Origin of the sequence: Pleomorphochaeta sp. DL1XJH-081, assembly GCF_049310885.1 — a bacterium.
Taxonomy (GTDB): Bacteria; Spirochaetota; Spirochaetia; order Sphaerochaetales; family Sphaerochaetaceae; genus CAYZJV01.
Genome location: NZ_JBMDYO010000001.1, coordinates 303919 through 327010, shown reverse-complemented (window position 1 = coordinate 327010; position 23092 = coordinate 303919). Strand labels below are relative to the sequence as shown.

At 44.9% G+C, this 23092-nt stretch carries 25 protein-coding genes; 9 read left to right on the top strand and 16 right to left on the bottom strand.

The window, feature by feature from the left end:
• Positions 1-50: 50 nt before the first annotated feature.
• On the top strand, positions 51-851 hold the full coding sequence (zupT, locus tag ACODJP_RS01495; RefSeq protein ID WP_422477734.1) for a zinc transporter ZupT: 801 nt from the start codon (positions 51-53) through the stop codon (positions 849-851).
• Here the strand turns inward: zupT and ACODJP_RS01490 are convergent.
• Complete coding sequence (locus ACODJP_RS01490) at positions 848-2191, bottom strand: MFS transporter (RefSeq protein WP_422477732.1); 1344 nt, start codon at positions 2189-2191, stop codon at positions 848-850. The two genes, zupT and ACODJP_RS01490, sit on opposite strands and share 4 nt — an antisense overlap.
• A 231-nt stretch (positions 2192-2422) precedes the next feature.
• On the opposite strand from ACODJP_RS01490, the gene ACODJP_RS01485 reads away from it, so the two are divergent.
• On the top strand, positions 2423-2965 hold the full coding sequence (locus ACODJP_RS01485; protein ID WP_422477730.1) for a hypothetical protein: 543 nt from the start codon (positions 2423-2425) through the stop codon (positions 2963-2965).
• 12 nt (positions 2966-2977) lie between these two features.
• On the opposite strand, the gene ACODJP_RS01480 is transcribed toward ACODJP_RS01485, so the two are convergent.
• Positions 2978-3226, bottom strand: coding sequence for a DUF3783 domain-containing protein (locus ACODJP_RS01480; protein WP_422477728.1), 249 nt, complete (start codon positions 3224-3226; stop codon positions 2978-2980).
• Between the two features lie 46 nt (positions 3227-3272).
• Entirely contained in the window at positions 3273-4091 is an 819-nt protein-coding gene (locus ACODJP_RS01475; protein ID WP_422477726.1) for a Cof-type HAD-IIB family hydrolase, read from the bottom strand.
• An 83-nt stretch (positions 4092-4174) separates the two neighbouring features.
• Here ACODJP_RS01475 and ACODJP_RS01470 point away from each other — a divergent pair, with 83 nt between their 5' ends.
• Positions 4175-5971, top strand: a complete 1797-nt coding sequence (locus tag ACODJP_RS01470; RefSeq protein ID WP_422477724.1) for a diguanylate cyclase — start codon at positions 4175-4177, stop codon at positions 5969-5971.
• Positions 5972-6041: 70 nt separating this feature from the next.
• Positions 6042-6869, top strand: coding sequence for a hypothetical protein (locus ACODJP_RS01465; protein ID WP_422477722.1), 828 nt, complete (start codon positions 6042-6044; stop codon positions 6867-6869).
• Between the two features lie 5 nt (positions 6870-6874).
• Here ACODJP_RS01465 and corA read toward each other — a convergent pair whose 3' ends face one another.
• Both corA and ACODJP_RS01455 read right to left on the bottom strand, forming a co-directional pair.
• Positions 6875-7939, bottom strand: a complete 1065-nt coding sequence (gene corA / locus ACODJP_RS01460) for a magnesium/cobalt transporter CorA (RefSeq protein WP_422477720.1) — start codon at positions 7937-7939, stop codon at positions 6875-6877.
• A 38-nt stretch (positions 7940-7977) separates the two neighbouring features.
• Entirely contained in the window at positions 7978-9930 is a 1953-nt protein-coding gene (locus ACODJP_RS01455; protein WP_422477718.1) for an ATP-dependent helicase, read from the bottom strand.
• Between the two features lie 115 nt (positions 9931-10045).
• Here ACODJP_RS01455 and ACODJP_RS01450 point away from each other — a divergent pair, with 115 nt between their 5' ends.
• Positions 10046-11617 carry a diguanylate cyclase gene (locus ACODJP_RS01450; protein WP_422477716.1) on the top strand — a complete coding sequence of 524 codons (1572 nt, stop codon included), beginning with the start codon at positions 10046-10048 and terminating at the stop codon, positions 11615-11617.
• Between the two features lie 28 nt (positions 11618-11645).
• On the opposite strand, the gene ACODJP_RS01445 is transcribed toward ACODJP_RS01450, so the two are convergent.
• From ACODJP_RS01445 to ACODJP_RS01400, 10 genes are all read right to left on the bottom strand, one after another.
• Complete coding sequence (locus tag ACODJP_RS01445) at positions 11646-12875, bottom strand: hypothetical protein (protein WP_422477714.1); 1230 nt, start codon at positions 12873-12875, stop codon at positions 11646-11648.
• Positions 12876-13005: 130 nt separating this feature from the next.
• On the bottom strand, positions 13006-14745 hold the full coding sequence (locus ACODJP_RS01440; protein ID WP_422477712.1) for a complex I subunit 5 family protein: 1740 nt from the start codon (positions 14743-14745) through the stop codon (positions 13006-13008).
• Positions 14735-15076 (bottom strand): sodium:proton antiporter, encoded by a 342-nt coding sequence (locus ACODJP_RS01435; RefSeq protein ID WP_422477710.1) that lies wholly within the window; start codon positions 15074-15076, stop codon positions 14735-14737. The genes ACODJP_RS01440 and ACODJP_RS01435 overlap by 11 nt, the downstream gene beginning before the upstream one ends.
• Positions 15076-15849, bottom strand: a complete 774-nt coding sequence (locus ACODJP_RS01430; RefSeq protein ID WP_422477708.1) for an MnhB domain-containing protein — start codon at positions 15847-15849, stop codon at positions 15076-15078. The genes ACODJP_RS01435 and ACODJP_RS01430 overlap by 1 nt, the downstream gene beginning before the upstream one ends.
• On the bottom strand, positions 15836-16075 hold the full coding sequence (locus tag ACODJP_RS01425) for a Na(+)/H(+) antiporter subunit B (protein ID WP_422477706.1): 240 nt from the start codon (positions 16073-16075) through the stop codon (positions 15836-15838). Before ACODJP_RS01425 ends, ACODJP_RS01430 begins: the two co-directional genes overlap by 14 nt.
• Complete coding sequence (locus tag ACODJP_RS01420; protein ID WP_422477704.1) at positions 16072-16413, bottom strand: cation:proton antiporter; 342 nt, start codon at positions 16411-16413, stop codon at positions 16072-16074. Before ACODJP_RS01420 ends, ACODJP_RS01425 begins: the two co-directional genes overlap by 4 nt.
• Positions 16414-16420: 7 nt before the next feature.
• Positions 16421-16684, bottom strand: a complete 264-nt coding sequence (locus ACODJP_RS01415; RefSeq protein ID WP_422477702.1) for a monovalent cation/H+ antiporter complex subunit F — start codon at positions 16682-16684, stop codon at positions 16421-16423.
• Between the two features lie 8 nt (positions 16685-16692).
• Positions 16693-17205, bottom strand: a complete 513-nt coding sequence (locus tag ACODJP_RS01410) for a Na+/H+ antiporter subunit E (RefSeq protein WP_422477700.1) — start codon at positions 17203-17205, stop codon at positions 16693-16695.
• Entirely contained in the window at positions 17202-17666 is a 465-nt protein-coding gene (locus tag ACODJP_RS01405; RefSeq protein ID WP_422477698.1) for a PTS sugar transporter subunit IIA, read from the bottom strand. Before ACODJP_RS01405 ends, ACODJP_RS01410 begins: the two co-directional genes overlap by 4 nt.
• A gap of 2 nt (positions 17667-17668) precedes the next feature.
• The gene (locus ACODJP_RS01400) at positions 17669-18016 is read right to left on the bottom strand and encodes a P-II family nitrogen regulator (protein ID WP_422477696.1); all 348 of its coding nucleotides are present in this window, start codon (positions 18014-18016) and stop codon (positions 17669-17671) included.
• Positions 18017-18210: 194 nt separating this feature from the next.
• Between ACODJP_RS01400 and ACODJP_RS01395 the strand changes: the two genes are divergently transcribed.
• Positions 18211-18693 (top strand): flavodoxin domain-containing protein, encoded by a 483-nt coding sequence (locus tag ACODJP_RS01395; protein WP_422477694.1) that lies wholly within the window; start codon positions 18211-18213, stop codon positions 18691-18693.
• 11 nt (positions 18694-18704) lie between these two features.
• Here ACODJP_RS01395 and ACODJP_RS01390 read toward each other — a convergent pair whose 3' ends face one another.
• Positions 18705-19892, bottom strand: a complete 1188-nt coding sequence (locus tag ACODJP_RS01390; protein ID WP_422477692.1) for a GntR family transcriptional regulator — start codon at positions 19890-19892, stop codon at positions 18705-18707.
• Positions 19893-20170: 278 nt separating this feature from the next.
• On the opposite strand from ACODJP_RS01390, the gene ACODJP_RS01385 reads away from it, so the two are divergent.
• The 3 genes from ACODJP_RS01385 to ACODJP_RS01375 all read left to right on the top strand — a co-directional run bounded on the left by ACODJP_RS01385 (position 20171) and on the right by ACODJP_RS01375 (position 23090).
• On the top strand, positions 20171-21214 hold the full coding sequence (locus ACODJP_RS01385; RefSeq protein ID WP_422477690.1) for a TRAP transporter substrate-binding protein: 1044 nt from the start codon (positions 20171-20173) through the stop codon (positions 21212-21214).
• A gap of 88 nt (positions 21215-21302) precedes the next feature.
• Positions 21303-21788 carry a TRAP transporter small permease gene (locus ACODJP_RS01380; RefSeq protein WP_422477688.1) on the top strand — a complete coding sequence of 162 codons (486 nt, stop codon included), beginning with the start codon at positions 21303-21305 and terminating at the stop codon, positions 21786-21788.
• 3 nt (positions 21789-21791) lie between these two features.
• A complete protein-coding gene (locus tag ACODJP_RS01375; protein WP_422477686.1) occupies positions 21792-23090 on the top strand; it encodes a TRAP transporter large permease in 1299 nt (432 codons plus the stop codon).
• Positions 23091-23092 lie beyond the last annotated feature (2 nt).

Genomic DNA, 23092 nt, shown 5'->3' with positions numbered 1-23092 from the left:
TTTATACTCTGGCAATAAGAAGGGAGTTTTGACACACTATGGAAACATCCATGATTTTGTTTGCGTTCGGGCTTACGATATTCGCGGGATTGGCGACAGGTGTCGGGTCGATAATGGCGTTCTTCTCAAGGAAGTTCAATCCGAAATTCCTTGCGGCAGCTTTGGGATTTTCTGCTGGAGTTATGATTTATGTCGCGCTAATAGAGATTTTCGTTAAGGCAAAGGATTCTCTCGTAGGAGCTATGGGAGATAAAGGCGGTTACTGGGCAACCGTCGCTTCTTTTTTCGCAGGAGTAGCCGTAATAGCTATTATCGATAAATTGATCCCATCGTACGAAAACCCCCATGAAATGCATGCAAAACCCTGTGACCAGAAACCGGAAATGGATCCAAACGATCCGCGATTGATGAGGATGGGTTTCTTCAGTGCCTTGGCAATCGCAATCCATAATTTCCCCGAAGGCCTGGCGACGTTCATGGCAGCATTGACCGATCCTGGGTTGGGTGTCAGCATTGCTATTGCCATTGCAATCCACAATATTCCTGAAGGAGTAGCCGTGTCGGCTCCTATCTATTTTGCAACAAAAAGTAAAAGGAAAGCCTTCTGGTTCTCGTTGCTATCTGGACTGTCCGAACCCATTGGGGCTCTTATTGGTTTCTTTCTCCTAAGGCAGTGGTTCAATGATGTTACATTTGGTGTGGTATTTGCTGCAGTAGCGGGAATCATGGTCTATATATCGCTTGATGAATTATTACCCACAGCGGAAGAATATGGTGAACATCATATTGCCATAGGCGGAGTGATCGCAGGTATGGTGGTTATGGCTTTGAGTTTGGTCATGTTAGCTTAATCGGATTCTTTTATCTGTGAGACAGGTCTCGAGAATGGAAGTCTGGCAGTAACGATCAATAATATACAGGCTGCTATAGCGCCGATGATACCCATCGATCTGTAAGATCCTGTGGTGGAACGCACAACACTGAATAGCCAAGGACCGAGAGCGCTTCCGGCAACCATGATGGACATGGCAAAACCGCTGATCGCTCCCAAATGTTTTCTTCCGAACAACTTAGGCCAAGCAACTACACTAAGCATGCTGAAAAAGCCACTGCCGATTCCATAGGATGCGATCATGAGCCAAGTCCCAAAATCACTTCCCAATAGATAGATGGCCATAGAACTTACCATGATGGATGAAGTGAAAGCCATGAATAACCACTTCAAACGGATACGGTCGCTCAGATAGCTACCAAGGAACTGGGCTGCTACTGAGATGAACGAGATGGGAAGAAATATCTTCACTGCTTGTTCGGCTGCAACGCCGATCTCCGCATGGATAGAGACCACATGGAATGTAAAAGCAGTGGTAAATAGGGTCCAAAATCCCATAGTGACCATCATTACCCAATAACGGACTTGTTGTTTAGCCTCTGCAACACTGTACTCAATCTCGGAGTCTTGGTTCAGAGAGCTCTTGACTATGTTTCGGGGTGGTAACCCTTCCTCAACTTCCAGGCCAACAGATTCTGGATCAGAGCGGAAGAATAGGATCACGATTGGAAGGTAGATCACCAACAGCAAGAGAGAGATAGTCTGGAGGGCTCCAACCCATCCATATCGAGTCACCATTGCTTGGAGGGGTTGGGGTGCATATGAAAACCCGAAAGCCGTGGTGACTCCCATGATTCCTACTACGAGACCTCTTCTCGGTCCAAACCATTTCGCTACCATAGTTCTTGCAGCAATTGAGGTGACACCTTGCCCGAAAAAGCGTATCCCAAGGAATCCGAATGTAGCAACTATAAAAGCGATTGCTACTTCACCTGAAGGAATCAGAGATACGATTGCTTGTGTAATTAGAGGAGAGAAAGCAAGTATAAGAAGGGAGCAGACCAAACCCAGTGCAGCAATCGTCGCTGTCGGTCTAGCTCCTCGTCTATCGAGAAAGATACCAGCATGGGGAATCAACAAGCTGCTAGATAGTGTTCCTACCATGTAGGCAGTCGATAAATTGACTCTGGAGACACCGAGTGAAGAGATAAGGTGGTCAGTGAAGACTGAAACTCCCATGGTTTGCCCGGGGATGCTCGCCAGAATACCGATTGAACTAGCAACAAGTATGACCCAACCATAATAGAAAGGGAATCGTTTTGGGAAATTCGCATGCTTTTGGAGATGTAATGATTTCAATCGGGGAGCTCCTTGTAGGGTAGCTTATTCTTGCAAAAAATAGCGACTTGTTCAATGGAGGGGAATTCCATACTAAGGCACTGGAAGATTCGTACCGTTGTTACCTTTAAAATCACTCCAATTCCATTGAGTTGGAAGCATTGGTGGACACGTAAAAGGATTCAATTGCTATTTGACAGCATACGGCGTAAAATTCGATTAGATATTATCGTTTTTCAGAAGGAGGTACCTATGCGTATGAGACATACTTTGGTAATCGTGTTGATATTCCTGGTAGTTGGGACAGTCGCCATGGCAGCGACTCCTAGCATTTTCGAGGTAGGATTAGTTAACTCCTATGCAATCCAAGATCTAGTCGATACCAATTTTGCCAGTTATTCCCCGTCTATACGGATGGCTTTCTACATCAATGAGTGGTTCGGGTTATCGACAGATGTACTGCTACAAGATCCTTTTGACAGTCCATCCGATTTGTATGCTTTTTATATTGCCACAGACTTGGTCTTCCGTTGGCCGCTAGGATTCTTCGAGCCCTATGTTGCCCTTGGTCCGGCGTACCGCATTGAGCTAATTAATGGAGATCCTGCACTTCCTGAAGTGATTCCCTACGGAGCGAGGGTAGGTTTCGATTTCAACATTACCCCCGTACTCGCCTTGGGAATTGAAGGTAAGCACCTGATTCCAAATCTTCCCGATTTGGTCGGCACCTCGGCCACTGGATTTGATCTTACCGGCGATACTCATGTAGGCTTGGTCGTGAAGGCGAAACTTTAGCGAATTACAGTTTCAGTTGGAAGGAGTTCTTGTGCCGTTAGGAGGATTTTTCTTCATATAGGCATGCTCTTCTGAGACATCTTTAACCACCTCTTTCAGCTTCATCTCTAATGAGTGTGCCGTAGTGGTTGCGAAAGCCACATCTTCTGTTGTTCCTATTTCCCGCTTTACAGCCCTAAGGACTGCAAATATCTGTTCGTTGGTGAATCCATGCAGGATCACGACTTTTTCAGTAGGCTTGTCTTCATGTATCTGTTCCATACCCAGAAGGTACGATGTTCTGTCGCCTGATGCAAGGTCCCTACAGTCAATCGGGTAATTGGAACCCCATGATTTCTTGAATTTTTTTTGCTACTCCATCATCGTCATTATGGGTTGCTGTATCAGAAGCTACCGATTTTATCGTCTCATGAGCATTCCCCATAGCTATACCGAACTTTGCCCAGGTGAGCATCTCTTTATCGTTATCCGCATCACCAAATGCCATCACTTGATCTGAGTGGATACCATACATGTCCATAAGACGTTCAAGTGCCGATCCTTTCGTAGCTCCACCAGTCATGATCTCAAAGTAGTCAGCATGGGAGTATACGAGATGCAAGGTAGAACCGAATTCGTTTTTTAGCAAGGATTGTATGCGATCGGTTTCCGTTCTTTCTCCAATAAACATTGCCTTAGTGAATCGAAGTGGCGAGAGCTTGGAAAAATCGATAGCCTTTCCCGTTTTTCCGCTCAATGGTTCAAGATAATCTGCGTTTCGACCGTTTTCGGTAAAATAGAGTTCATGTTCTTGGAATGCATGCAGATGCGCGGGAGATGTCAGGCTAATATCGACAATCCTCTTACATATAGATGAATCAAGCGCAATGTGCCAGAGGTCTTTATTATTGGAAGGATCATAGATACATGATCCGTTGTAACAGACTGCAGGAAATTTGGTACCGACCTGTTCGATAAACCTACTGGCAGTAGTGAGACTTCTTCCTGTCGCGATAGAGACATGGATTCCATTATCCATGACATGGCGAAGTGTCTGAATGGTTCTATCTGTAATGATTTTTTCAGTCGTAAGTAATGTGCCATCGAGGTCGATGGCTATTGCCTTGATTCCGTATCTGTTTTCCATACGGCGTAGTATGGCGAACAAAACAAGTAATGGCAATATGGAAAAATGTTGTATTCGTGCCATGGGTGACATAGAATCGATATATGAGAAGTCTGGTCGTGGTATTGGGTATACTCTTGATCCTTTTGGGGCTTGTCGGTGTCTTTACCAATATAGGTTTGACACATGCTTCGCCGCACATTGAGAACGGAGTCCTGACGGTGGAAAAGACCCCTTCTCCGTTAGATAGGCCTACTATGCTTGATGGACTGTGGCGGTTCTATCCAAATTCCCACATCGATCCCATAGACATACCAGAGGTAGGTTTCATACCAATCAAGGTTCCCGAAGACTGGCGCAAAGCTGGTATGGGAAATGGACAGACAGGATTTGGTATCGGTTCCTATGTATTACGACTGGAAAATATTCCCCCAGGACAATACGGACTACTGCTGGATACGATCTACACCTCCTATGATCTGTTCATTGAAGGACAATTTGTTGGAAATTGTGGTAACCCCGGTTCTCAAGCGCAAGAAACCCTAGCCAGCTTTGGCGATACGCTGGTCAATTTCTCTTTGAACAAAACTATGTCACTCACAATTGTGATTCATGTAAGCAATTTCTATCACCCCGTCGGGGGAATGGGAGTTGCTCCCATCATTGGCCCTGCCGAACAAGTGATACGCTTCTTTATTCTGAAAATTGGGTTATCGATCGCATTGGTAGCGTTGTTTCTCAGTGGATCATTCATGTTTCTCCTGTTCTACGGAAGATCGGAAGATGGGAGCAATGAAGGTGGGCTCTTCGCTCTACTGTGCATCACATTGTCATTGAAATTGGCCGCTTCCAATTCTCTGTTGACGTGGTTACTACCATCTATTCCCATCTGGTTGGTATCGAAGATCGAATATGGGACCATTCCCGTGGCAGCAGCTATATTCCTCCTTTACTCCCAGAAGGCATTCAAGATACGTCTGCCCAAATATTTTGAGATACCGTTTTTTGGTATCATGGGTATCTATACCGCTGTAGTGACCATATTCCCAATCATCTACTACCAACAGTACATTTCTATCATAACTATAGGTGTTATCATCGGTCTCTTAGTATGGATAATACTATTCGTCACGCATAAGGGACCCTCCTTCTCATATCTAGTGGTGTTTGGTGCGTGTGTATTGGTATGCACTATGGTTTTACAACAAATCTATTATGATCAAGGGATTCCGAATGTATTCCTCAATCAGATTGTAGGGATGGGAATGGGATTTTTCATGCTCGTTCATGCCCATGCTTTCTCAGAACGGTTTATTCGGGCAGAGCATGATATCCATATATTGACCAGAGAACTAGAAACGAAGGTAGAGGAACGTACAAAACAGCTTCATGAATTGAACGAGCAGCTCTCTTGGAGAGCTTCCCATGATCCGCTTACCGAGGTCTACAATAGAAATATGCTGGTACAAGTCATGAAAGAGGAGCCTCTTGATGGCCCTGTTTCGGTCTTCTTTATCGATTTGGACAATTTCAAATATATCAACGACACTTACTCCCATGAGCATGGTGACCAAGTGCTTAAGGAATTCGCTTCATATATCAAAAGGATTTGTAGATCTACCGATGGAATTTTTCGAGTTGGAGGAGATGAGTTCATTATTATTTTGCGGGATACAGGGAGCAAAGGAGCAGAGGCTCTTGCCAAACGGTTGCTTGCGTTTACCTGCCTTCAATCGACTGATTCAGCCGCTGAAGATTATTGCCAGATAACGTGTTCTGTAGGGATAGCGATTGCTAAAGATGGCGTGGAAAATCTGGATAGCCTTGTACGGTTAGCAGATCGAGCCCTGCTTATCTCCAAGAAGCAAGGTAAGAACCGGTATACTATGCATCTGGTTTGAATACAGGCCGCGTCAGTTTGTCGTTTCCTCCCATATTCGCTATATTCATAATAAACATACAGGAGCATCTATGAAGAGATTTACCGCACGAGAAACAAAGGCGTGGGTGGATGCATTGATTGACAATCCCCAATCGCTTTACCAAGGGATGATTATCAATAAACGAGGTCGCACCCAGGGGTCCGACATACCGTACAGTGAACTGGTCGCTAAACGACTTTTACATACCCATGCCCTTCCAGAGCTACTTACGAACCTCCCCAAGGTCAACAAGGGGTATGGATTCAGACCTGCAGACCATGATGGCACTACGTTGGATCCTACCATACTCGGCATGGAGCAAGAGGCTAGGGTAGCAGTTGCACTTTACAATCACCACCTTCTTGGGGCTATGGGGAAAGTGATTGACTATCAAATTCCTATTGTAGTCAATGAAAAAGAGATAGGAACCATAGACCTTATTGCTTTCGATGCAAAGACAAGAACTCTATTTACCATAGGATATTCATATCATGAAGAGAAACGCGATACACTGCTGAAATGTGTATTGGAAATCGCTACATTACGGAACTCTATTAACGACGAAGGGCTCATACGCTCGTATGCAGACCTTCTTGTAGGAGACGATGGAAATCTGATTGATCCAAAGGAGGTCTCCGTTCAGAGTGCTGTACTATTTTTGGAGGGTTCCTACCAGGATAGGTCTGTTCGTGCACTGAAAAGGATTCCCCATGTAGCAGATCTTATAGTAGCCCTTGGTGTGAGGGTTTTTGTCATTGGAATCGAGCTGCAGTTACGTGATAAATCCCGTTTCAATCGTAAACAAGTAAACTATCCTTATAGGCCGGTATTCCACTTCATGCCAGTCCTTCGAGAGAGGGATATTCATGTGGAATAGTGGTTTCAAAGCCACTTCTTTCGTTTGAATACGAGTACCATAACAATCGCTACTACGACCAAAGCTCCCCAGAAGATAAAATATCCATACTTGAAACCAAGTTCGGGAATGTAAGCGAAATTCGTCCCATAAATTCCTGCAAGTAGTGAAAGGGGGATGAATATCGCGGAAAAGACCGTAAGGAATTTCATGACATCGTTCAATCGATTTCCCGTACTGGCTGTATGACTATCCAATTGGTCCTGTATCATCTCCCGGTAGGAGTCCATTGCCTCCACAGCCTGGGTTACCAGATCATTCAGGTCTCGGAGGAAGATGAAAGTGGCAGGGGATACAAGATCGGTCTCCAATCTCGCAAGCTCTCTCAAGGCATCTCTAGCAGGTCTGACTGAAGTCCGTAAGAAGTGCAACTCCCTTCTATTTTCATTGATTTGACCAAGTATTTGCGCCCTAGGATCATCGATGATCTGTGGTTCCAGAGATTCCACCTGTTCCCCAAGACGTTCTATAAGGAGCATATAGTTGTCAACAATAACATCGAGCAATGCATAGGCGAGGTAGTCTACACCAGAACGCCTGATCCTCCCTTTTCCCAGTCTTAAACGATCCCGAATAGGATCGAAAACATCTCCTTCTCTTTCTTGAAATGTGAGAAGGAAGTCAGCTCCCCAAACCAAGGAAAGCTGTTCACTATGGATCATGTTATCGGTCGGTTCAAGACGCATCATTTTAACAATGACGTTAAGATAGTTATCGAATTCCTCAACCTTCGGACGTTGTCCGGTATCGACAATATCTTCAAGAGTCAGGGGATGTATACCAAAAAGATCCTCCGTCCTGCCGATAGTCTGTGTGTCGTGCAATCCGACGATATCAATCCAAGTATATAATTCGTCATCCAATCTGGCATGTGCCTCTTCCAATGAATTGACCACCGTTTCTTCAAAACGTTCTTCATTGTATTGGATGATCCGGATGCTGAGTTGATCCATTTTTTTTCGCCCAACAAAAACCAGCTCACCAGGGATTTTCCCCTGTGTTGCTTTCCGACTTTTAAGAAAACGCGCCATATGGACCTCCTGGTTTTCCATTCATCATGGAATGGTATTCAGTATACATCTGCAAGGGAACCAATTCCTCCGGCATTATCAGGTGACCAGCCATGCAGTGTTTTGACAACCAATTCTTCCGGGATGTCTTGGAGGAAATATGGCTCTCCTTTAGCAGGCGAATGTTGGACCCAAAATGCATTTCGATTGGTCGAAGCCCTTGTGATAATCAACTCGTTCTGGGCTCTGGTACAAGCGACATACAATACTCTTCTTTCTTCTTCTTCCGATTCCAAATCCCCGAGACTCCTGAAATGGGGATAATTCTGTTGAGTAGCTGAAGCTACGATGCATACAGGAGCTTCGGTCCCTTTCGCGCTATGGACTGTGATCAGCGTTACTGCATCATCGTTGTAATCATTACTAATCTGGGTATCGTTCAATGGTTCAAGCGTGAAATCGTCAATGAATTGGGAAGTGGAGGTGTAGTTTTGGGCAACTTTTTCCAGCAACTTCAGATCCTTCTCACGTTGTTCCCAATGGTCGTATCGTTGCGATAGTATCGGTTTGAGATGCTTTACGATGTTCTGGATACATGTTGTGGGATTATTAAAAGTAGAAACAGCTTCCTGTAATGCTTTGATTGCAGGATGCTCTTCACCCATCGAACCGCTTAACACCCCAATCAAAGATTCGATGTCATTGTTGTTATCGTTGATTACCTCGAGAAGCCTTTCGGAGGTACGTTCACCGATCCTCGGCCATAATTGAAGATAACGCAGCCATGCCAAGTCATCCCGTTGGTTCCGTGAAAGCCTGAGAAGTGCAAGAATATCCCGAACATGTGCCGATTTGGTCAGAACCAATCCCCCAATAAAGCGGTATGGTATACCACGACGGATACACTCTGCTTCAAGATTTCTTGCCTCATAGGCTGATCTATAGAGGACCATGAAGTCGGAGAGAGTTAACTTTCTCTCGGTTCCTGCCACGATATAGTCGGCTATCCAGGAGGCCTCATCGCTTTGGTGTTCGAAATCTTCAAGTTGAGGGAGACTCTCTCCCTTACCCCGTGCAGCTTCAAGATTGTTTTGGTAGTCGAAAGGCGATTTTCCTAGTAACCAGTTCGAGAAATTCAGGATTTCCTGAAAACTCCGATAGTTTTTAGAAAGAGGGAAGACGATACTATCAGGAAATATTTTCTCGAATTCATATACATGTTTAAACTCTGCCCCCCGAAAACGATAGATCGATTGGGCAGGGTCTCCAACACAGAATAGACGGACACCTTCTGAGCTGAAATGCTTGAGGATTTCAAATTGTATGGGATTGGTATCTTGCATTTCATCTACCAAGACCTCCTCGAACAACATACAGACAGCTTTTCGCAATTTTGGTTTCTTTCCTAGGATGTCCGAAAATTGCTGTAACAGATCATCATAATCTAAATAGCCTCGCACTTCTTTGGCTTTTTGATATGCAGTGAAGATTTCATCGCACAAGGCTATCTGTAGCGGTTCCATGTCAGTTTCCCGTTGTAAATAGTGCTTTGGGACTGAACAGGTGTTTCGGCTATATGAATAATAGTGAATGAGTTGTTCGGTAGAAGGGAATCCTCGCTTGGGACCCTTCAGTCGTTTTAGCACCTCTTTCCGTATCATGCCCATGAGTGTTCCCTGGTCATCTGAATCAATGATATGCAAACCATTGATCTCGAAACTTTTTGGAATTTGTGACATGACCTTTAAACAAAATGCATGGAAGGTTCCTGCCTGAATCTTTTCAGCAGATTCTCCCAACTCGCTCTTCAATCGTTGTTTCAATTCACGTGCGGCTCTATTAGTAAATGTCATGATGAGCAGTCTTGAAGGATCGGATCCTTGTTTGCATACATGGGCAGCTCTGGCAATTATGGTCCTTGTCTTCCCACAACCGGCTCCAGCTGTGACGAGGATATGCTTTTTCTCTCCACGATAGTGCACCGCATTATGTTGTTGTTCATTCAATTCCATATATACAACAGTATAGCGAAAGTCTCCCGCTTCGCAATCCTCAGCTATAAAAGATACGGGTTATGTCTGAAAGGTTTTAAAAGTGATGCAAATCTGAATTTTGTTTGTTATAGTAATGAATAAAGTATTTGTACTCCAAGGGGAGAGCGGTTTGCATTCATTTCTTCGTATATCTTCTATCGTCCTGATAACCCTGTCCTGCCTAGTTGTAGGGATATTCTATAGTGTAACGACCAATCGTATAGAAGAGATTTACGCCAAAGACACCAAAGATACTATTTATATGCTGAAAGAAGATTTCCTACGGGACACTGTGAACAATCAGATACGGAGGATAGACGCAAGAAGGGTTGTGGAACTGGATCGCTATTCCCAAATTTTGCCAAAAACCACCAAGATGTTGGTGGAAGTTGAAGCTGATACAACTGAGGAAGAATTCATTCGGATTTTTTCTAATCATTTCACGTTTCGTTCCGAAGCAGGAGTGTGGTCGGCCCTCTTGTGGGATATCGAGAGTGGGCACGTCATAGTCGATACCGATGGTTTTTTCACGACACAGGAAATTTCACTGGAGTCACTTACCGAATTGGAGGAACTGTTCGCTATTGTCGACTCCCCAATCTTTGGCAAGATGAAAGCTCTTTACGGTGTTCGCAAAGATAGGATTGATTCTATCGTGAAAGAGGCTATCACGACAGAAATTCACCATACGGAATTTGCTGAGGATTCCTACATATGGGTAAACGAAGTGCTCGACTATCGTGGTGGAGAAAATTATGCCATACGGCGAATTCACCCAAACTTGCAGGATACCGAAGGAATGTACTTGTCTACCTCTATGACCGATATCGCAGGGAACTTGCCCTATCTGGAAGAGTTGGAAGGTATAAAGAAGGATGGGGAAATCTTTTTTACCTATTTTTTCAAGCGGAAAGGATCTGAAGAAATCGCAGAAAAGCTGACCTATGCGAAGCTCTATGAAGAGTATAACTGGATTGTCGCCATGGGAATTCATCTTGAGGATATGGATAACTATATCGATACGACTAACCAAAAAAGTGGCGAAGTCTCAGGTCGGTTGTTTCCGATCTTTCTCGTTATATTGGTTTTTCTTGTCGCAGGAGGTTCTGCGATGATCATATTCGTGGAGAGGTGGAAAACTAATAAAGGGAAACGGGAGCTCGAAGAACAAGCTAATCACGACGTACTTACTAAAGCGTTCAATCGAAGAATGGGATTGCATGATCTTGCACGCATATTCCTTCGGTTTGCCAAGGCAAAGGAACCGAATCCTGCTATCATTGTATTCGATATTGATGACTTTAAGTTGATCAATGACAACTATGGTCATTTCAAGGGCGACGAAGCTCTAAAGAAGGTCTCTAGTACAATCTTATCTAGTATCAGGAGTACTGACAAACTCTACCGTTGGGGTGGAGATGAGTTCTTGCTCTTATGCGATGGAGTGCAAACAGAGTATGTAGAAGTATTTTGTAAGAATCTACTGACTCGATTCTGCACTCTCATGGAAGAATCGCACGAACCCGAACTTAAGATGACACTTTCTATGGGAGTATCCTATTTCCATTCTAGCGATTCCTCCCATCTGGATGCCCTGGAACGGGCTGATCGTGCGCTGTATCGGGCTAAACGTAATGGGAAAAATCGTGTCGAATTAGAATTATAAAAATGGGGGCTCCAAAGGAGCCCGCATGCTATCGAGTAGTAAATGAAACCTGTGAAGACCATGTCTGGCCATCGTGATCGGTGAAAGTAAGGGTAAACGATATGGGAGTTCCCTTGGGTGTAGCTTCATCGATAACTATTCGGAATGTATTACTACTTCCACTGATCGCCTGTTGAGTCGAAGTTGCGAATCTACTGTTGTTTGTCCTATGGCGACCGGCTGGAATATCCCTGACCATTACCGTATCACATAATATCTTGACATGAGGGCTTTCGGTTGTCAAAGTTGCTTCAATATTCCTTAAATTCGTATTCCCCCCATTCGCAAGAGAAAATCCGACCGCTAATTGCGTATTGGTCGGTAGACGGTCGAAACCATAGTAAAGGGGACTGATAGCCTCAACAGAGAGTTGCTTCCACAAACCCTCAAAAACAGCTCCTTTTCCCTTTACCGTGTACTCTGACTCGTTATCCAACAATGTACCGGTTGTCCTATCGTACCAGCCTATGAATCGGTAAGAATCAGCTGGGCTTTCGATGACCGGTACGGGGACGATATCTCCCTCTTTGACTCCCTCGTGTTCAACAACTGTTTCAGTGATCGCATCGGAAAACCGCACCGCGTTCGTCCAGATGGCATACAATGTCTGATCAGTAAGGGGCATGGAAATCGTTTCTCCTGGAGCATACGTGGCTTCATCTGGAGTAATGCCCCATCCTGCAAGCATACCGATATGGGATGTGTTGATCCTCATATTGGAAAGATCGGGCAGAGTGATCTGTGTCCCAGGTGCTTGGCGCAACTTCTGAGCATAACTGTAATGGTAGGTATCTCCATCCACCGAGAAATCAATGGTGAGGGTAGGGCGATAGTATCTACTCCTCCTGTAGAGCCAATTCGCATAGTCGACCCTACGTTCATCATTTTCTTTGAGTATCCTTGATAGGAGACGCTCAGTCTCTTCCTTTCCCATCGCATACTCGGTCATTGCCGAGTAACGATCGAATGCCTCCCTATATGCCCCCACATCACCCTTAGAACGAGCTTTTTCCATGTCTTTCAAGGCGTTTTCAGCAATTTTTTCGATCCTTTCATAGAAGTCGTCGTATGCTTGTATGATGGAATCGACATCCTCTTGGGAAAAATCCATGGATTGGATCTTTTGATACGTGTTCTCAGCTATCGGTGCAGCGGATACAGGTACCAGGACAGCACCAATCAGGAAACACGCTACGAGTAGAATAGATGTGTGTTTCATCGTGTATTCCTCCTGTCTTATGCTCTGTTTTCTCTTTAAAAGATACCCAAACAAAGGGAATACGACAAGAGAAAAATGTTCAGGTGTACGTGGATTAACTCTATCTGATGAATGTAAATCTGCTATAGTTTTAGCGGATCAACCAGAGAGCAAGTGCCGCAGTTCCGACTGAGAATGAGACGAACAATCCATGGAAACTCCTCGGACGATCTTTGATTGCCTTCAATACTTTAGCGACAAGCTTGTTCTGGAGTGCAAGGTAGAGGAGAAGTCCCCCGACCATGGTAAGAAGTATCTTCAAAAGGTTGTCGACGGTATACAATGGTGGCACATCTATTATTAATGCGCTCCCCTGAGAGAGCATTCTTCCTATGAGAGAGAAGATGGTAGGAGTCCACATTCCGCCCGCGATACAAAGACCGGCCAACAACAATTGGGATATCGATCGTGGAACAAAGCCCAAAAATGTCTCTGTACCCTCTTGTGATGTCGGAATCTGCAACGAACAGGTTTTTCGCATAGGCCAGTATATTCTTGAAAGCTTTATGAAGGATGCAACGGTTCCAACACTGGCAGCTGTAATGAAGGGATAGAGCCAAGAACCTTTCATGGCGTAAGTTATGGCTGTCTTACTGACGAATCCATTCAATGGGGGTATGGCACTTATAGACATGGCTCCGATCAGGAATGTTATGCATGTGATGGGGATCTTTTCTCCTCTATTGCGGAGTATGGTGTTTGCACCTCTCAGTTCATACACATTGCGTTGTCCCGTTGCATCAATAGTGGTTCCTACACTAAGGAAGAGAAGTCCTTTAAAAAGAGCGTGATATAGGGCATGGAGGTAGGCACCCGTCATAAGCGATAGTCCCAGGACGGAATCGGTTCCCAGATGGATTGCCATACCCCAAGCTGCGACAATGTACCCTATTTGGCTAATGGAATGGTAAGCCAACAGCCTTTTCGCATCTGATTGGGAGAGTGCTATCAGTACTGCCACCAATGCGGTGAACGCGCCTGCTATACTCATTAGTTGTCCCACTTCAACTCCAGCTTGGAAGAGCAACAGGACTCTTGAAAGGGCGAAAAGCGGTGTCTTGATCAATACACCGGAAAGTACTGCCGATACGGCGTGGGGTGCAAGTGCATGTGCATCGGGAAGCCAACCATATAGAGGCATGATTGCAACACGGATAGCAATTGCAGAGACCAGAACTGCCAATGCCATGAGAACAACCAAGCGATCTTGGGCTCCTATTGTCTCCAAGCTTTTGGTGATCCCCTCATAGGACAATGTTCCGGTAATCCGATAGAGACCATATGTGCCTAGAAGGAAGAAGACCATAGCGGTAGCACTAACCATGAGATAGGAGAATGCAGCGAGAGAGGCTCCCCCTTTTTTCGATGTGGGAATAAGTACATAAGAGGTAATGCCGAGCACTTCTAGGCAAACGAAGAGATTGAACAAATCCGTGGTCATGATCGTGGCAGCCAATGCAGCTGTCTGGATTAAGAACACTCCTGTAAATGCTGGACCTCTTGGACCCCCTCCTAGAGCATAGATATATGCAGCGATAGCAATAGTGAAGCCAAGCACATGGATAAGCCATGCCAAACCATCGAATCGGTAGGATATACCTACTCCTGGATACCAACTTCCGACAATACCCGTAATTGCCTCTCCTTGGAGAACTAAGGGAAACAATCGCACCAGTGCTATCCATGGAAGGACTAGACCTACAAACGCTCCCCCGTACTCCAATAATTTTACAAGAACTCTCTCTTTTCCTACGATTTTTGCGCAGAGGGATATTGCTGCACCCAGTAGAGGAAACATGATGGTTGTAAAGACCAGATTGTTAAGTTCCATCCTTCACCCGCTCCCTAATTTCATCAATGTCAAAGGATCCACTTATACGGTAAAGGTGGACAGCCAAAGCGAGTGAGAGCGCGGTGATACAAACTCCGATTACTATAGCTGTCAGCATGAGTGCTTGGGGAATGGGGTCGACAAATGCAAGTACATCACTATCTACAATCGGAGCATCATCACCTATGGTACTGCCTTCAAGAATGAACAAAATAACAGTTGCTGCATTGATGATATTCAAACCAAAAATTTTTTTAATGATATTCCGTTTACTGACTATTCCCCAGAAACCGATTATGAAGAGGACGAGTAGGAGCATACGATCAACCATCAGGAACCTCCTCCCATCATAGCTATGCACATGAAACCAATACTTGTGCCTACTTTAAGTCCAATAATCGCATTGAGAAAGATCATATAACCGACCGGGTAGAGTGTCGCATCCAAGGGATTACCGAAAAAGCCTGAACCTACTAATAGTCCACTGAACGAAGCCAGTACCAAGAGGAGAAAGGTTATAGTCTCCATACGACTGAGCATGATCGAGCTAGACAACGGTGAGGAATCATCCTGTTGGTTTCCTAAAGCTAAGAATACGATTCCAGAGGCTACGATCACGCCTCCCTGGAAACCTCCTCCCGGGGACATGTGACCATAGAGCATTACATAAAATCCAAATAGGAGGACGATAGGTCCAATTTTTCCAGTTACTACCTCAAGCAGGTGGGTACGCATCGCATGTGATCGACGTTTTTCGGTAGCTAGGGAGAATGCTGAAATGGTTCCGATTGAATTCTCATCATCATGTGGTGCCTCGACAAGGGACTCGATTCTAGAGAGGATACTCATCGTTCCCAGTACTGCAACGAGGAGAACGATTGTCTCTCCCATGGTATCGAACAAACGGTAACCTAGGTAAATGGCACTGACCAGATTGCTAGCTCCACTCTCGGAGCTGCCATATTCGGAGAGATAATCGCGAGCAAAGGTAGGCCAAGGTGATTCGCTGAGGAAAATTGGGAGCATGACTAGACCCATGAAAAGGACAGCAACGAAGCTTGCGATATTTGACCAGAGATGTCTTTTATTCTCACTTTTCGCCATGGTCGCTCCTCTGTGAATGGCGCAAAGCCCAAACGAAGATTACCGTTGAGACACCAGCTCCAACCGCTGCTTCAGTGATGGCAACATCGGGTGCATGCATGAGATAGAAGATGATAGCCGAAAGGAGACTTATCGCAGACATTGCGATGACACCATGCAATAGATCGTTCATAGTAAGGGTGCAAACTGCAAGAACGATGATCAATACTAGCAGGAGTGTTGTCATTCAACCTCCTTCGAATTGCTCCGTGTGGTAAGTCGTTTCCGGGGTCTCCACTCTGAAGTTCCCGACTGCCATATGAATCTCGCTACTATGTAGGATCCGGTTGGAGCGCTGATCAGGAAAAATACCATGATTATCACGATTCTTGCTGTCATTGCCCAGTGAGGAGAGAGCACTAGCGCACCAATGAATGAAGAGAATATCGCAGTTGTACCGCAAAGACTACCCGATTGCATACGGGAGTAGGGATCTGGGAATCTAAATAATCCTACCAGGCCAGCCAGACCGAAGATTGTAGCGAGCAAGAATGCTGCGAATGCTATCCACTCCTTGATTGCCATATACATACTACTCCTTCTCTTGGGAAAATTTATCCCTCAAAAAACGGGCAATGGCCATGAAACCAAGGAAACCGAAAATATCGTACACCAAGGCCACATCAAGATAAATAACTCGCGCTTGAGCAACTCCCCGAATCACGAGGAATCCAAGTGCGACACCAGAGAGGATGTTCAACGCGACTAGGCGGTCTGCCGATGTAGGACCTATGACCAATCTACATATGCATCCAATTGCACAAATGAGAAAGAACCATTGCATATACGTGAGCATGATAGTCATCATAGCCATACATTCCCGATGAATTTTTCTATTCGTCCCTTTACCTCTTCTCCTGCAGCTTTTGCATGGTTTGTATCGCAGAAAAACCAATGGACCGTAAGATGGTCGTCATTCAAATCTAACGTTATGGTGCCAGGGGTCATGGTAATGGAATTTGCCAGAGTCATACGTGCTAAATCTGACTTGAGACGAGTTCGGAAGTGGACGATCCTTGGACTTGCCTTCTTGGTAAAGACAGCTTTCAACATGATAAAACTGGATTGATAGAGCTGGAACACGAGAACGGTTACAAATATGACAAGCGAGAGTGGATTCGGGAGGATATAACGGATATTGGCTTGATGTTGGGCAATGAATACATTATAAGTCAATGCTCCTATTATTACCGATCCCATGAATCCGAATAGGACGGAGTAGAGTTCCAGACTACTGGTGAACAACAACCATACACCAAAAAGAAACAGTGTGGTAAAGAGGAAACGGATTACTTTCCATCTTCCCCCTATGCTCATACACGCATCTCCTTCTCAATAATCGTATCCAAGAATTCTTGGGGTGTCTTGGCTTGTTTGAGCGCAATCCGGAACCGTTCATCATGTAGCAATCGGGCAAGTTTCGAGAGGATTTTCAAATGAAGAGAGGCCTTTAATGGGGGACCGACAAGGAGGAAGACGAGAGACACTGGTTCTTCGTCCGGTGTATCCATCTGCAGGGGCGTGGCTAATCTTGCAGCTGCAATATAACTCGATTTCAAACCTGTCGAATGCGCATGGGGTACGGCGCAGCCTGAGCCAAGGCATGTCGAAGCTATGTTTTCACGTGCAAGGATATCCTCGATGAGTTTATCCACAGCAGTGATCGGATAACAAGATCGGAGGGCGTCCACCATCTGTGAAATTACTGCCTGTTTGTCGGATGCGTGCAGATCCAGCAGTATGCAAGCTGGTTGGAGACGCTTTCCTATTCCTTCCATGTCTATACCTCTTCATCTTCCGGAACCAGACCCGATACCCAATCTACTGGTATGGTGAACATGATCCCTGTGCCAGGATTATCTAAACCTCCCACCAACGGGTCTATAAGGGATCGTACTTCCTTTACTACAGCATCGTCACGAACGACTGAAAGTATGGTCTTGTTGTAGGGTTTGTTGCCTTTCATAAATTCTTTGAATCCTGCGAATAGAGGTACTTCGTAAGCAAGGAACCTACCCATCCCCTCACTATCGAGGATAGTTGCGCCGGTAACCCCAGCCTCTACATAGGCTTCAAGCACCTCTTCGAGAAATTCCTCATTGTTCAAGACAAAGACCAATAATTTCATATGTGTACGGATCCCCTTGTCGGTTCCCTGTTGTTTGCCAATACCAATGTGGTTGGATACTACCATGGGTTTTCATGTGAGCACAAGTGAAAGAAGATGTAGCACCTTTGCCATTGCAGCCAATTCTTATCTTGTTATATCAAAGTAAGTAGTGTTATAGTTGTAGGTAGTGATGAATAGCAACGGAGGATCTCATGAAAATAGCAATTATCTATTCTTCCCATCAAGGATATGCCCTTGAATGTGCAAGGCAGATTTCAGAAGGGCTATCAGTCGATGGAAACCAAGCCGATTTGATCGAAGTTAAGAAAGAAACGAAAAAATTGGACCTAGCGAACTATGATACCGTCGTTATTGGGGGGGGTATTCATGCTGGGCATCTTTCCGGAGCACTTCGTAGGTTCTGTTCCAAATATGAGGCACTCCTGCGTACCAAACGATTGGGTCTATTCGTCTGTGGGACCGACAAGGATAACCAGGAGAAGCAGTTTGTTGACAACTTTCCTCAATCGCTGTTGGATGTCGCCGTAACCAAGGGGTGGTTTGGTGGAAGAATTGTTTTCGCCGAGCAAAAGGGGATTATGCGTTTCATGCTGAAAAAGATTCTCAAGGGTGAACGCGATGTACACGAGGAAAAACCAGAGGCTGTGAAAACTTTCATGCATGAAATGGGTTAAGGGAAATCTTCTTAGACCAAGCTCTTTACCGTATCTCCAATGATCAGCCTTGTTGGTAATTGCATGCTTTCGTTTTTTTTCTGAGGATTTTTAATTAACTTTTCAAGCAAACGAACCGCCGACTGCCCCATGCCAGAGAAATCCTGGGCTACGGTAGTCAATCGGGGTGAGAATAAAGAACATATGGGCAAGTTATCGAAACCTGTGATACTGAGGTCCTCGGGTATTCGTATTCCCATATCGCGGGCGACATTCATGGTATACAGTGCAATGTAATCATTAGTCGCCGCTAAGGCAGTGGGGGCAGTGGGTAATCCCATGAAATGCTCCAACATCTGGATTGTAGCTTTTCGTAGTTGTTCATTTCCTGCTACTGTCTGGTCGTAAAAAACCTTGTTATAATCGAAAGGAACAAGATCGTGCAGGATAAATTCATCCCTGACCGGAACACGATAACCATTCATGGCTTGGAGATATCCCGCAAACCGATCACTTCTGCTTGTTGATCCGAATGTACTTCCTGAGACAAAGGCAATGTTGCGATGTCCCCTTTGGATAAGGTGTTCTACGATAGCGAAGAATCCGGATGTATTGTCTGAACTAATGAAAGGAGCGCTTATGCCAAATACTTTCCTGTCTATCATGACAAACGGAAAAGCATGTCTCACCATGCTACTATACATCTCTGGACTACTTTGACTGGAGTAGGGAAGAATAATTGCACCTAGGGCTCCGCTATCGATAACCTCGCCAATAAGGTTTTTCTCCCGATCAATGGCCGTGAGGGCATTACCATCCTCCAGATCTAGGCTGATTACCGATAGTCCGTATCCAAGTTTTCGACATGCTACCTCTACACCGGAAAAAACCTCCATGTTGAGTGCGACTTTCGACACTGGTGCAGGGAATACGATACTGATAAACGGTCTATTACTCGTACTATTCTTTGTACTACCGATATTCCACTGACTTCGAGAGCTTACAAACGTACCCTTTGCCTTTAGACGCTTAACGTATGATCTAATTTCTAGTTCCTTGACAGCACGTGAAACCGTAATCCGACTTGTCCGATAAGTAGCCATCAACTCTTTTTCTGTTGGGATCCGACTACCTTCCGGATACCGACCACTTTTGATATGGCTTTCCAGTTCCAGGAAAATTTGTTGGTATAATGGAATCTCAGGCGCATTATTTTTCACACATATCTCCATGGGGCGTATTATAAAGATATAGCATTGTAGGAAATCTTCTCCAAATTTAGCCAATCTATATAACATTATAGAACTCTAAGGAAATTCGTGCAAGGAAAATAACAGCTATCATACATTATGATAGCAAAAATTATTAAATATCTAGAATATAATAGAATAGATATTTAATTTGATAACCGGTATCTCCAAGAACTTTTTTAAAAAAATGTTTGACAGGTTCCGAATCATGGTTAATAATGACATATCTATTAATTGGAGGTATGTATATGTCATTTACTAAGAAAGTTGGCATGCGTCTATTTGTGGCTGCTCTGCTTGTATTGTTGGTACAGGCAGTTGTTTTCGCTGGTGGTGAAGCTGAAAGTGCTGCTTCAGGCGAGAAGAAGGTTATCGTACTTAATGGTGCGTCGATGTTCGATGTCGATCATCCCTACACCCAGACACTTATCAAGTTTGAGGAACTGGTCAACAAATATCAGGATGAAGCGACGATTGAAGTTCGTATGAACCTGAACAAATCACTTGGAATCGAATCCGATTATCTTCGCTTCATGAGCCAAGGTGAATCGGTTGATCTTGCCATTATTGCTCCGGCACACACTGCACAACGTGTACCTGCGATCGCAATCATGGATATGCCTTTGCTTTTCAGGGATTTTGAGCACAGGGAAGCTGTATTGGCAAGCGATCTATTCGATTCAATCACCGAAGAAATTATCCAGAAGGCAAAGATCAGACCAATCGGTTATGCCGGTGGAGCTTCCAGAAACATTATCTCGAACTATCCTATCCGTAATATGGAAGAGCTCAAGGGATTCAAACTCCGCGTACAGGGTGCTCCTATCTGGGCAAAAGTGTTCAGTGCTGTAGGTGCTGTTCCTTCTGTTATCGCGTATGATGAAGTTTACAGTGCAATCCAGACTGGAGTTATCGATGGTCTCGAGAACGAGAAAGTCGGTTATGCACAGATGCGCTTCTTCGAAGTTGCTCCCCACTTCACCGAGAACGACCACTCGATTACTGTTCGCCCCCTTTACATCTCTGAGGCTACCTACAAAAAACTCTCTCCTGTTGTACAGGAAGCAGTATTGAAAGCTGGTGCTGAGGCTGGAGCCTATGGTGCTCAATTCGAACTCGATATGGCAGATAGCGAATTGCAGAAACTTGTCGATTCCGGTCTTGCAAACCACCACATGTTCAGCGAAGCCGATCGGGCAGAGTTCCGCAGACTCGCAGAACCTGCTCTCATGGAGTATGTTGACGAGATGGGATTCAGATCCCTCTACGAAGCAATCCAGGCAATCAAGTAGAGGATACGCTCTTTTCGAAATAATTTGGTCATATCTCTGGAGAAATCCAGAGATATGGCACGTTTGAACTAAATGTTACGAGGTAGTTATGAGAACATATAGCCTGATCATGGACCGTATCCAATGGGTCCTTTCACACGCAGTGTCCCTCTTGCTTGGGTTTTTGGTGGCGATCGTCACATTGCAAATCGCAGGACGCTTGCTTCCATTTATTCCATACATGTTGTGGACTGAAGAGATAGCCAGATTCTTACTTACTTGGTTGGTATTCCTCGGTGCGGCAGTTGGTGTAAAGGAGCATTCCCACTTCCTTGTAGACATCTTTCCTTTGGTAAAGTCAAAAGTCCTTCAAGTAGTATGGGATCTTTTCATCTCCCTTGGAATGGCCACTGTAGCCATAATTTTCGCCGTACGCGGGTTCAAGTATGCCATGGTCCTTGTCTATGATATCTCTGACATCGCCCAGATTCCCATGATATGGGTAGGGGCTGCTATTCCAGCATTCGGTATACTATCAATTCTTTTCATGATAGAAGAAATCCTTAAGACACTATTTGTAAGGCAGGAGGCATAGATCATGGGTCCATTAGCAATAGCAGGTATCTTGTTCGGTACTTTCCTCCTGTTGGTCTTTCTTCGGGTTCCGGTGGCTTTCGCCTTGGGCTTGGCGACTGTACCCGTTATCTTCATGACCCCAGGTGTCACATTTTTCGCATTGATCGACCGTACCTACATTTCATTCAACTCCTTCCTCCTTCTTTCGGTTCCATTCTTCCTGCTAGCGGCGAACCTTATGAATGAGAATGGAATTACGAAGAAATTGATTGATCTCGCCCGGGTTACCGTTGGGCATCTCCCTGGCGGATTAGGACATATCAATGTCTTGGTATCGATGCTTTTCGCAGGAATCAGCGGATCCTCGAATGCAGATGCTGCAGGAATAGGGAAGGTGCTCATTCCTGCAATGATCGACCAAGGGTATGAGAGGAACTTCACGATCGCCATTACAGCATGTTCGGCAGTCATGGGAGTAATCATTCCTCCAAGCATCCTCATGTTGGTATGGGGAGGAACAATGTCTATTTCGGTAGGATCCTTGTTCCTAGCCGGAATTGTTCCTGGAGTACTTCTTGGGCTCTCTATGATGGTGACCGTTTACATTTATGCAATCAAGTATAAATATCCAGTATACGAGCGATCGACATTCAAAGAGGTCGTTATCGCGACTGTTACCTCGATTCCCGGCTTGATGACTCCGATTATCATTATCGGTGGTATTGCGTTCGGTATCTTTACTCCCACTGAGGCTTCAGCCATCGCGGTAATCTATTCCCTAGTTGTTGGCGTGGTAAACAAGTCGATGACTTGGAAGAAATTTGTCCGCGTACTCAACGATACAGCAAAATTAACCGGTATTACTCTGTTTTGTGTAGGAACCGCCTCAGTGTTCAGTTGGTTGTTGGCGTACCATCGAGTTCCGCTCGCCTTGGTCGAATTCGTTACCAGTATGAATCTTGGGCCTACCGGAATCATGATGATCATTGCAGTGATCTTCCTGATCGTTGGTATGTTCATCGATGCCATTCCAGCCATCATAATTATGGGAAGTATTCTCTATCCCATCGCGATGCAGGCAGGAATCCATCCAATCCACTTCTCGTTGGTAGGAATCGTATCACTCGCTTTCGGATTGGTTACACCTCCTTACGGCATGTGTCTGTTGATTACCTCCCGGATTGGAGAGCAGCAGGTCCCGAAGGTTCTCAAGGATGTTGCAATTATTCTCGCACCTATGTTGGGAATCTTAATTCTTTTGGTCCTTTTCCCCGATTTGGTACTGTTCTTGCCTAGGTTGATCGCACCACAATTTCTTTAGAA

Coding starts and splice junctions, on each gene's coding strand:
- zupT (WP_422477734.1), top strand. CDS start 51: ATGATTTTGTTTGCGTTCGGGCTTACGATATTCGCGGGATTGGCGACA.
- ACODJP_RS01485 (WP_422477730.1), top strand. CDS start 2,423: ATGCGTATGAGACATACTTTGGTAATCGTGTTGATATTCCTGGTAGTT.
- ACODJP_RS01480 (WP_422477728.1), bottom strand. CDS start 3,226: ATGGAACAGATACATGAAGACAAGCCTACTGAAAAAGTCGTGATCCTG.
- ACODJP_RS01475 (WP_422477726.1), bottom strand. CDS start 4,091: ATGGAAAACAGATACGGAATCAAGGCAATAGCCATCGACCTCGATGGC.
- ACODJP_RS01470 (WP_422477724.1), top strand. CDS start 4,175: ATGAGAAGTCTGGTCGTGGTATTGGGTATACTCTTGATCCTTTTGGGG.
- ACODJP_RS01465 (WP_422477722.1), top strand. CDS start 6,042: ATGAAGAGATTTACCGCACGAGAAACAAAGGCGTGGGTGGATGCATTG.
- corA (WP_422477720.1), bottom strand. CDS start 7,939: ATGGCGCGTTTTCTTAAAAGTCGGAAAGCAACACAGGGGAAAATCCCT.
- ACODJP_RS01455 (WP_422477718.1), bottom strand. CDS start 9,930: ATGGAATTGAATGAACAACAACATAATGCGGTGCACTATCGTGGAGAG.
- ACODJP_RS01450 (WP_422477716.1), top strand. CDS start 10,046: ATGAATAAAGTATTTGTACTCCAAGGGGAGAGCGGTTTGCATTCATTT.
- ACODJP_RS01445 (WP_422477714.1), bottom strand. CDS start 12,875: ATGAAACACACATCTATTCTACTCGTAGCGTGTTTCCTGATTGGTGCT.
- ACODJP_RS01440 (WP_422477712.1), bottom strand. CDS start 14,745: ATGGAACTTAACAATCTGGTCTTTACAACCATCATGTTTCCTCTACTG.
- ACODJP_RS01435 (WP_422477710.1), bottom strand. CDS start 15,076: ATGGTTGATCGTATGCTCCTACTCGTCCTCTTCATAATCGGTTTCTGG.
- ACODJP_RS01430 (WP_422477708.1), bottom strand. CDS start 15,849: ATGGCGAAAAGTGAGAATAAAAGACATCTCTGGTCAAATATCGCAAGC.
- ACODJP_RS01425 (WP_422477706.1), bottom strand. CDS start 16,075: ATGACAACACTCCTGCTAGTATTGATCATCGTTCTTGCAGTTTGCACC.
- ACODJP_RS01420 (WP_422477704.1), bottom strand. CDS start 16,413: ATGGCAATCAAGGAGTGGATAGCATTCGCAGCATTCTTGCTCGCTACA.
- ACODJP_RS01415 (WP_422477702.1), bottom strand. CDS start 16,684: ATGCTCACGTATATGCAATGGTTCTTTCTCATTTGTGCAATTGGATGC.
- ACODJP_RS01410 (WP_422477700.1), bottom strand. CDS start 17,205: ATGAGCATAGGGGGAAGATGGAAAGTAATCCGTTTCCTCTTTACCACA.
- ACODJP_RS01405 (WP_422477698.1), bottom strand. CDS start 17,666: ATGGAAGGAATAGGAAAGCGTCTCCAACCAGCTTGCATACTGCTGGAT.
- ACODJP_RS01400 (WP_422477696.1), bottom strand. CDS start 18,016: ATGAAATTATTGGTCTTTGTCTTGAACAATGAGGAATTTCTCGAAGAG.
- ACODJP_RS01395 (WP_422477694.1), top strand. CDS start 18,211: ATGAAAATAGCAATTATCTATTCTTCCCATCAAGGATATGCCCTTGAA.
- ACODJP_RS01385 (WP_422477690.1), top strand. CDS start 20,171: ATGTCATTTACTAAGAAAGTTGGCATGCGTCTATTTGTGGCTGCTCTG.
- ACODJP_RS01380 (WP_422477688.1), top strand. CDS start 21,303: ATGAGAACATATAGCCTGATCATGGACCGTATCCAATGGGTCCTTTCA.
- ACODJP_RS01375 (WP_422477686.1), top strand. CDS start 21,792: ATGGGTCCATTAGCAATAGCAGGTATCTTGTTCGGTACTTTCCTCCTG.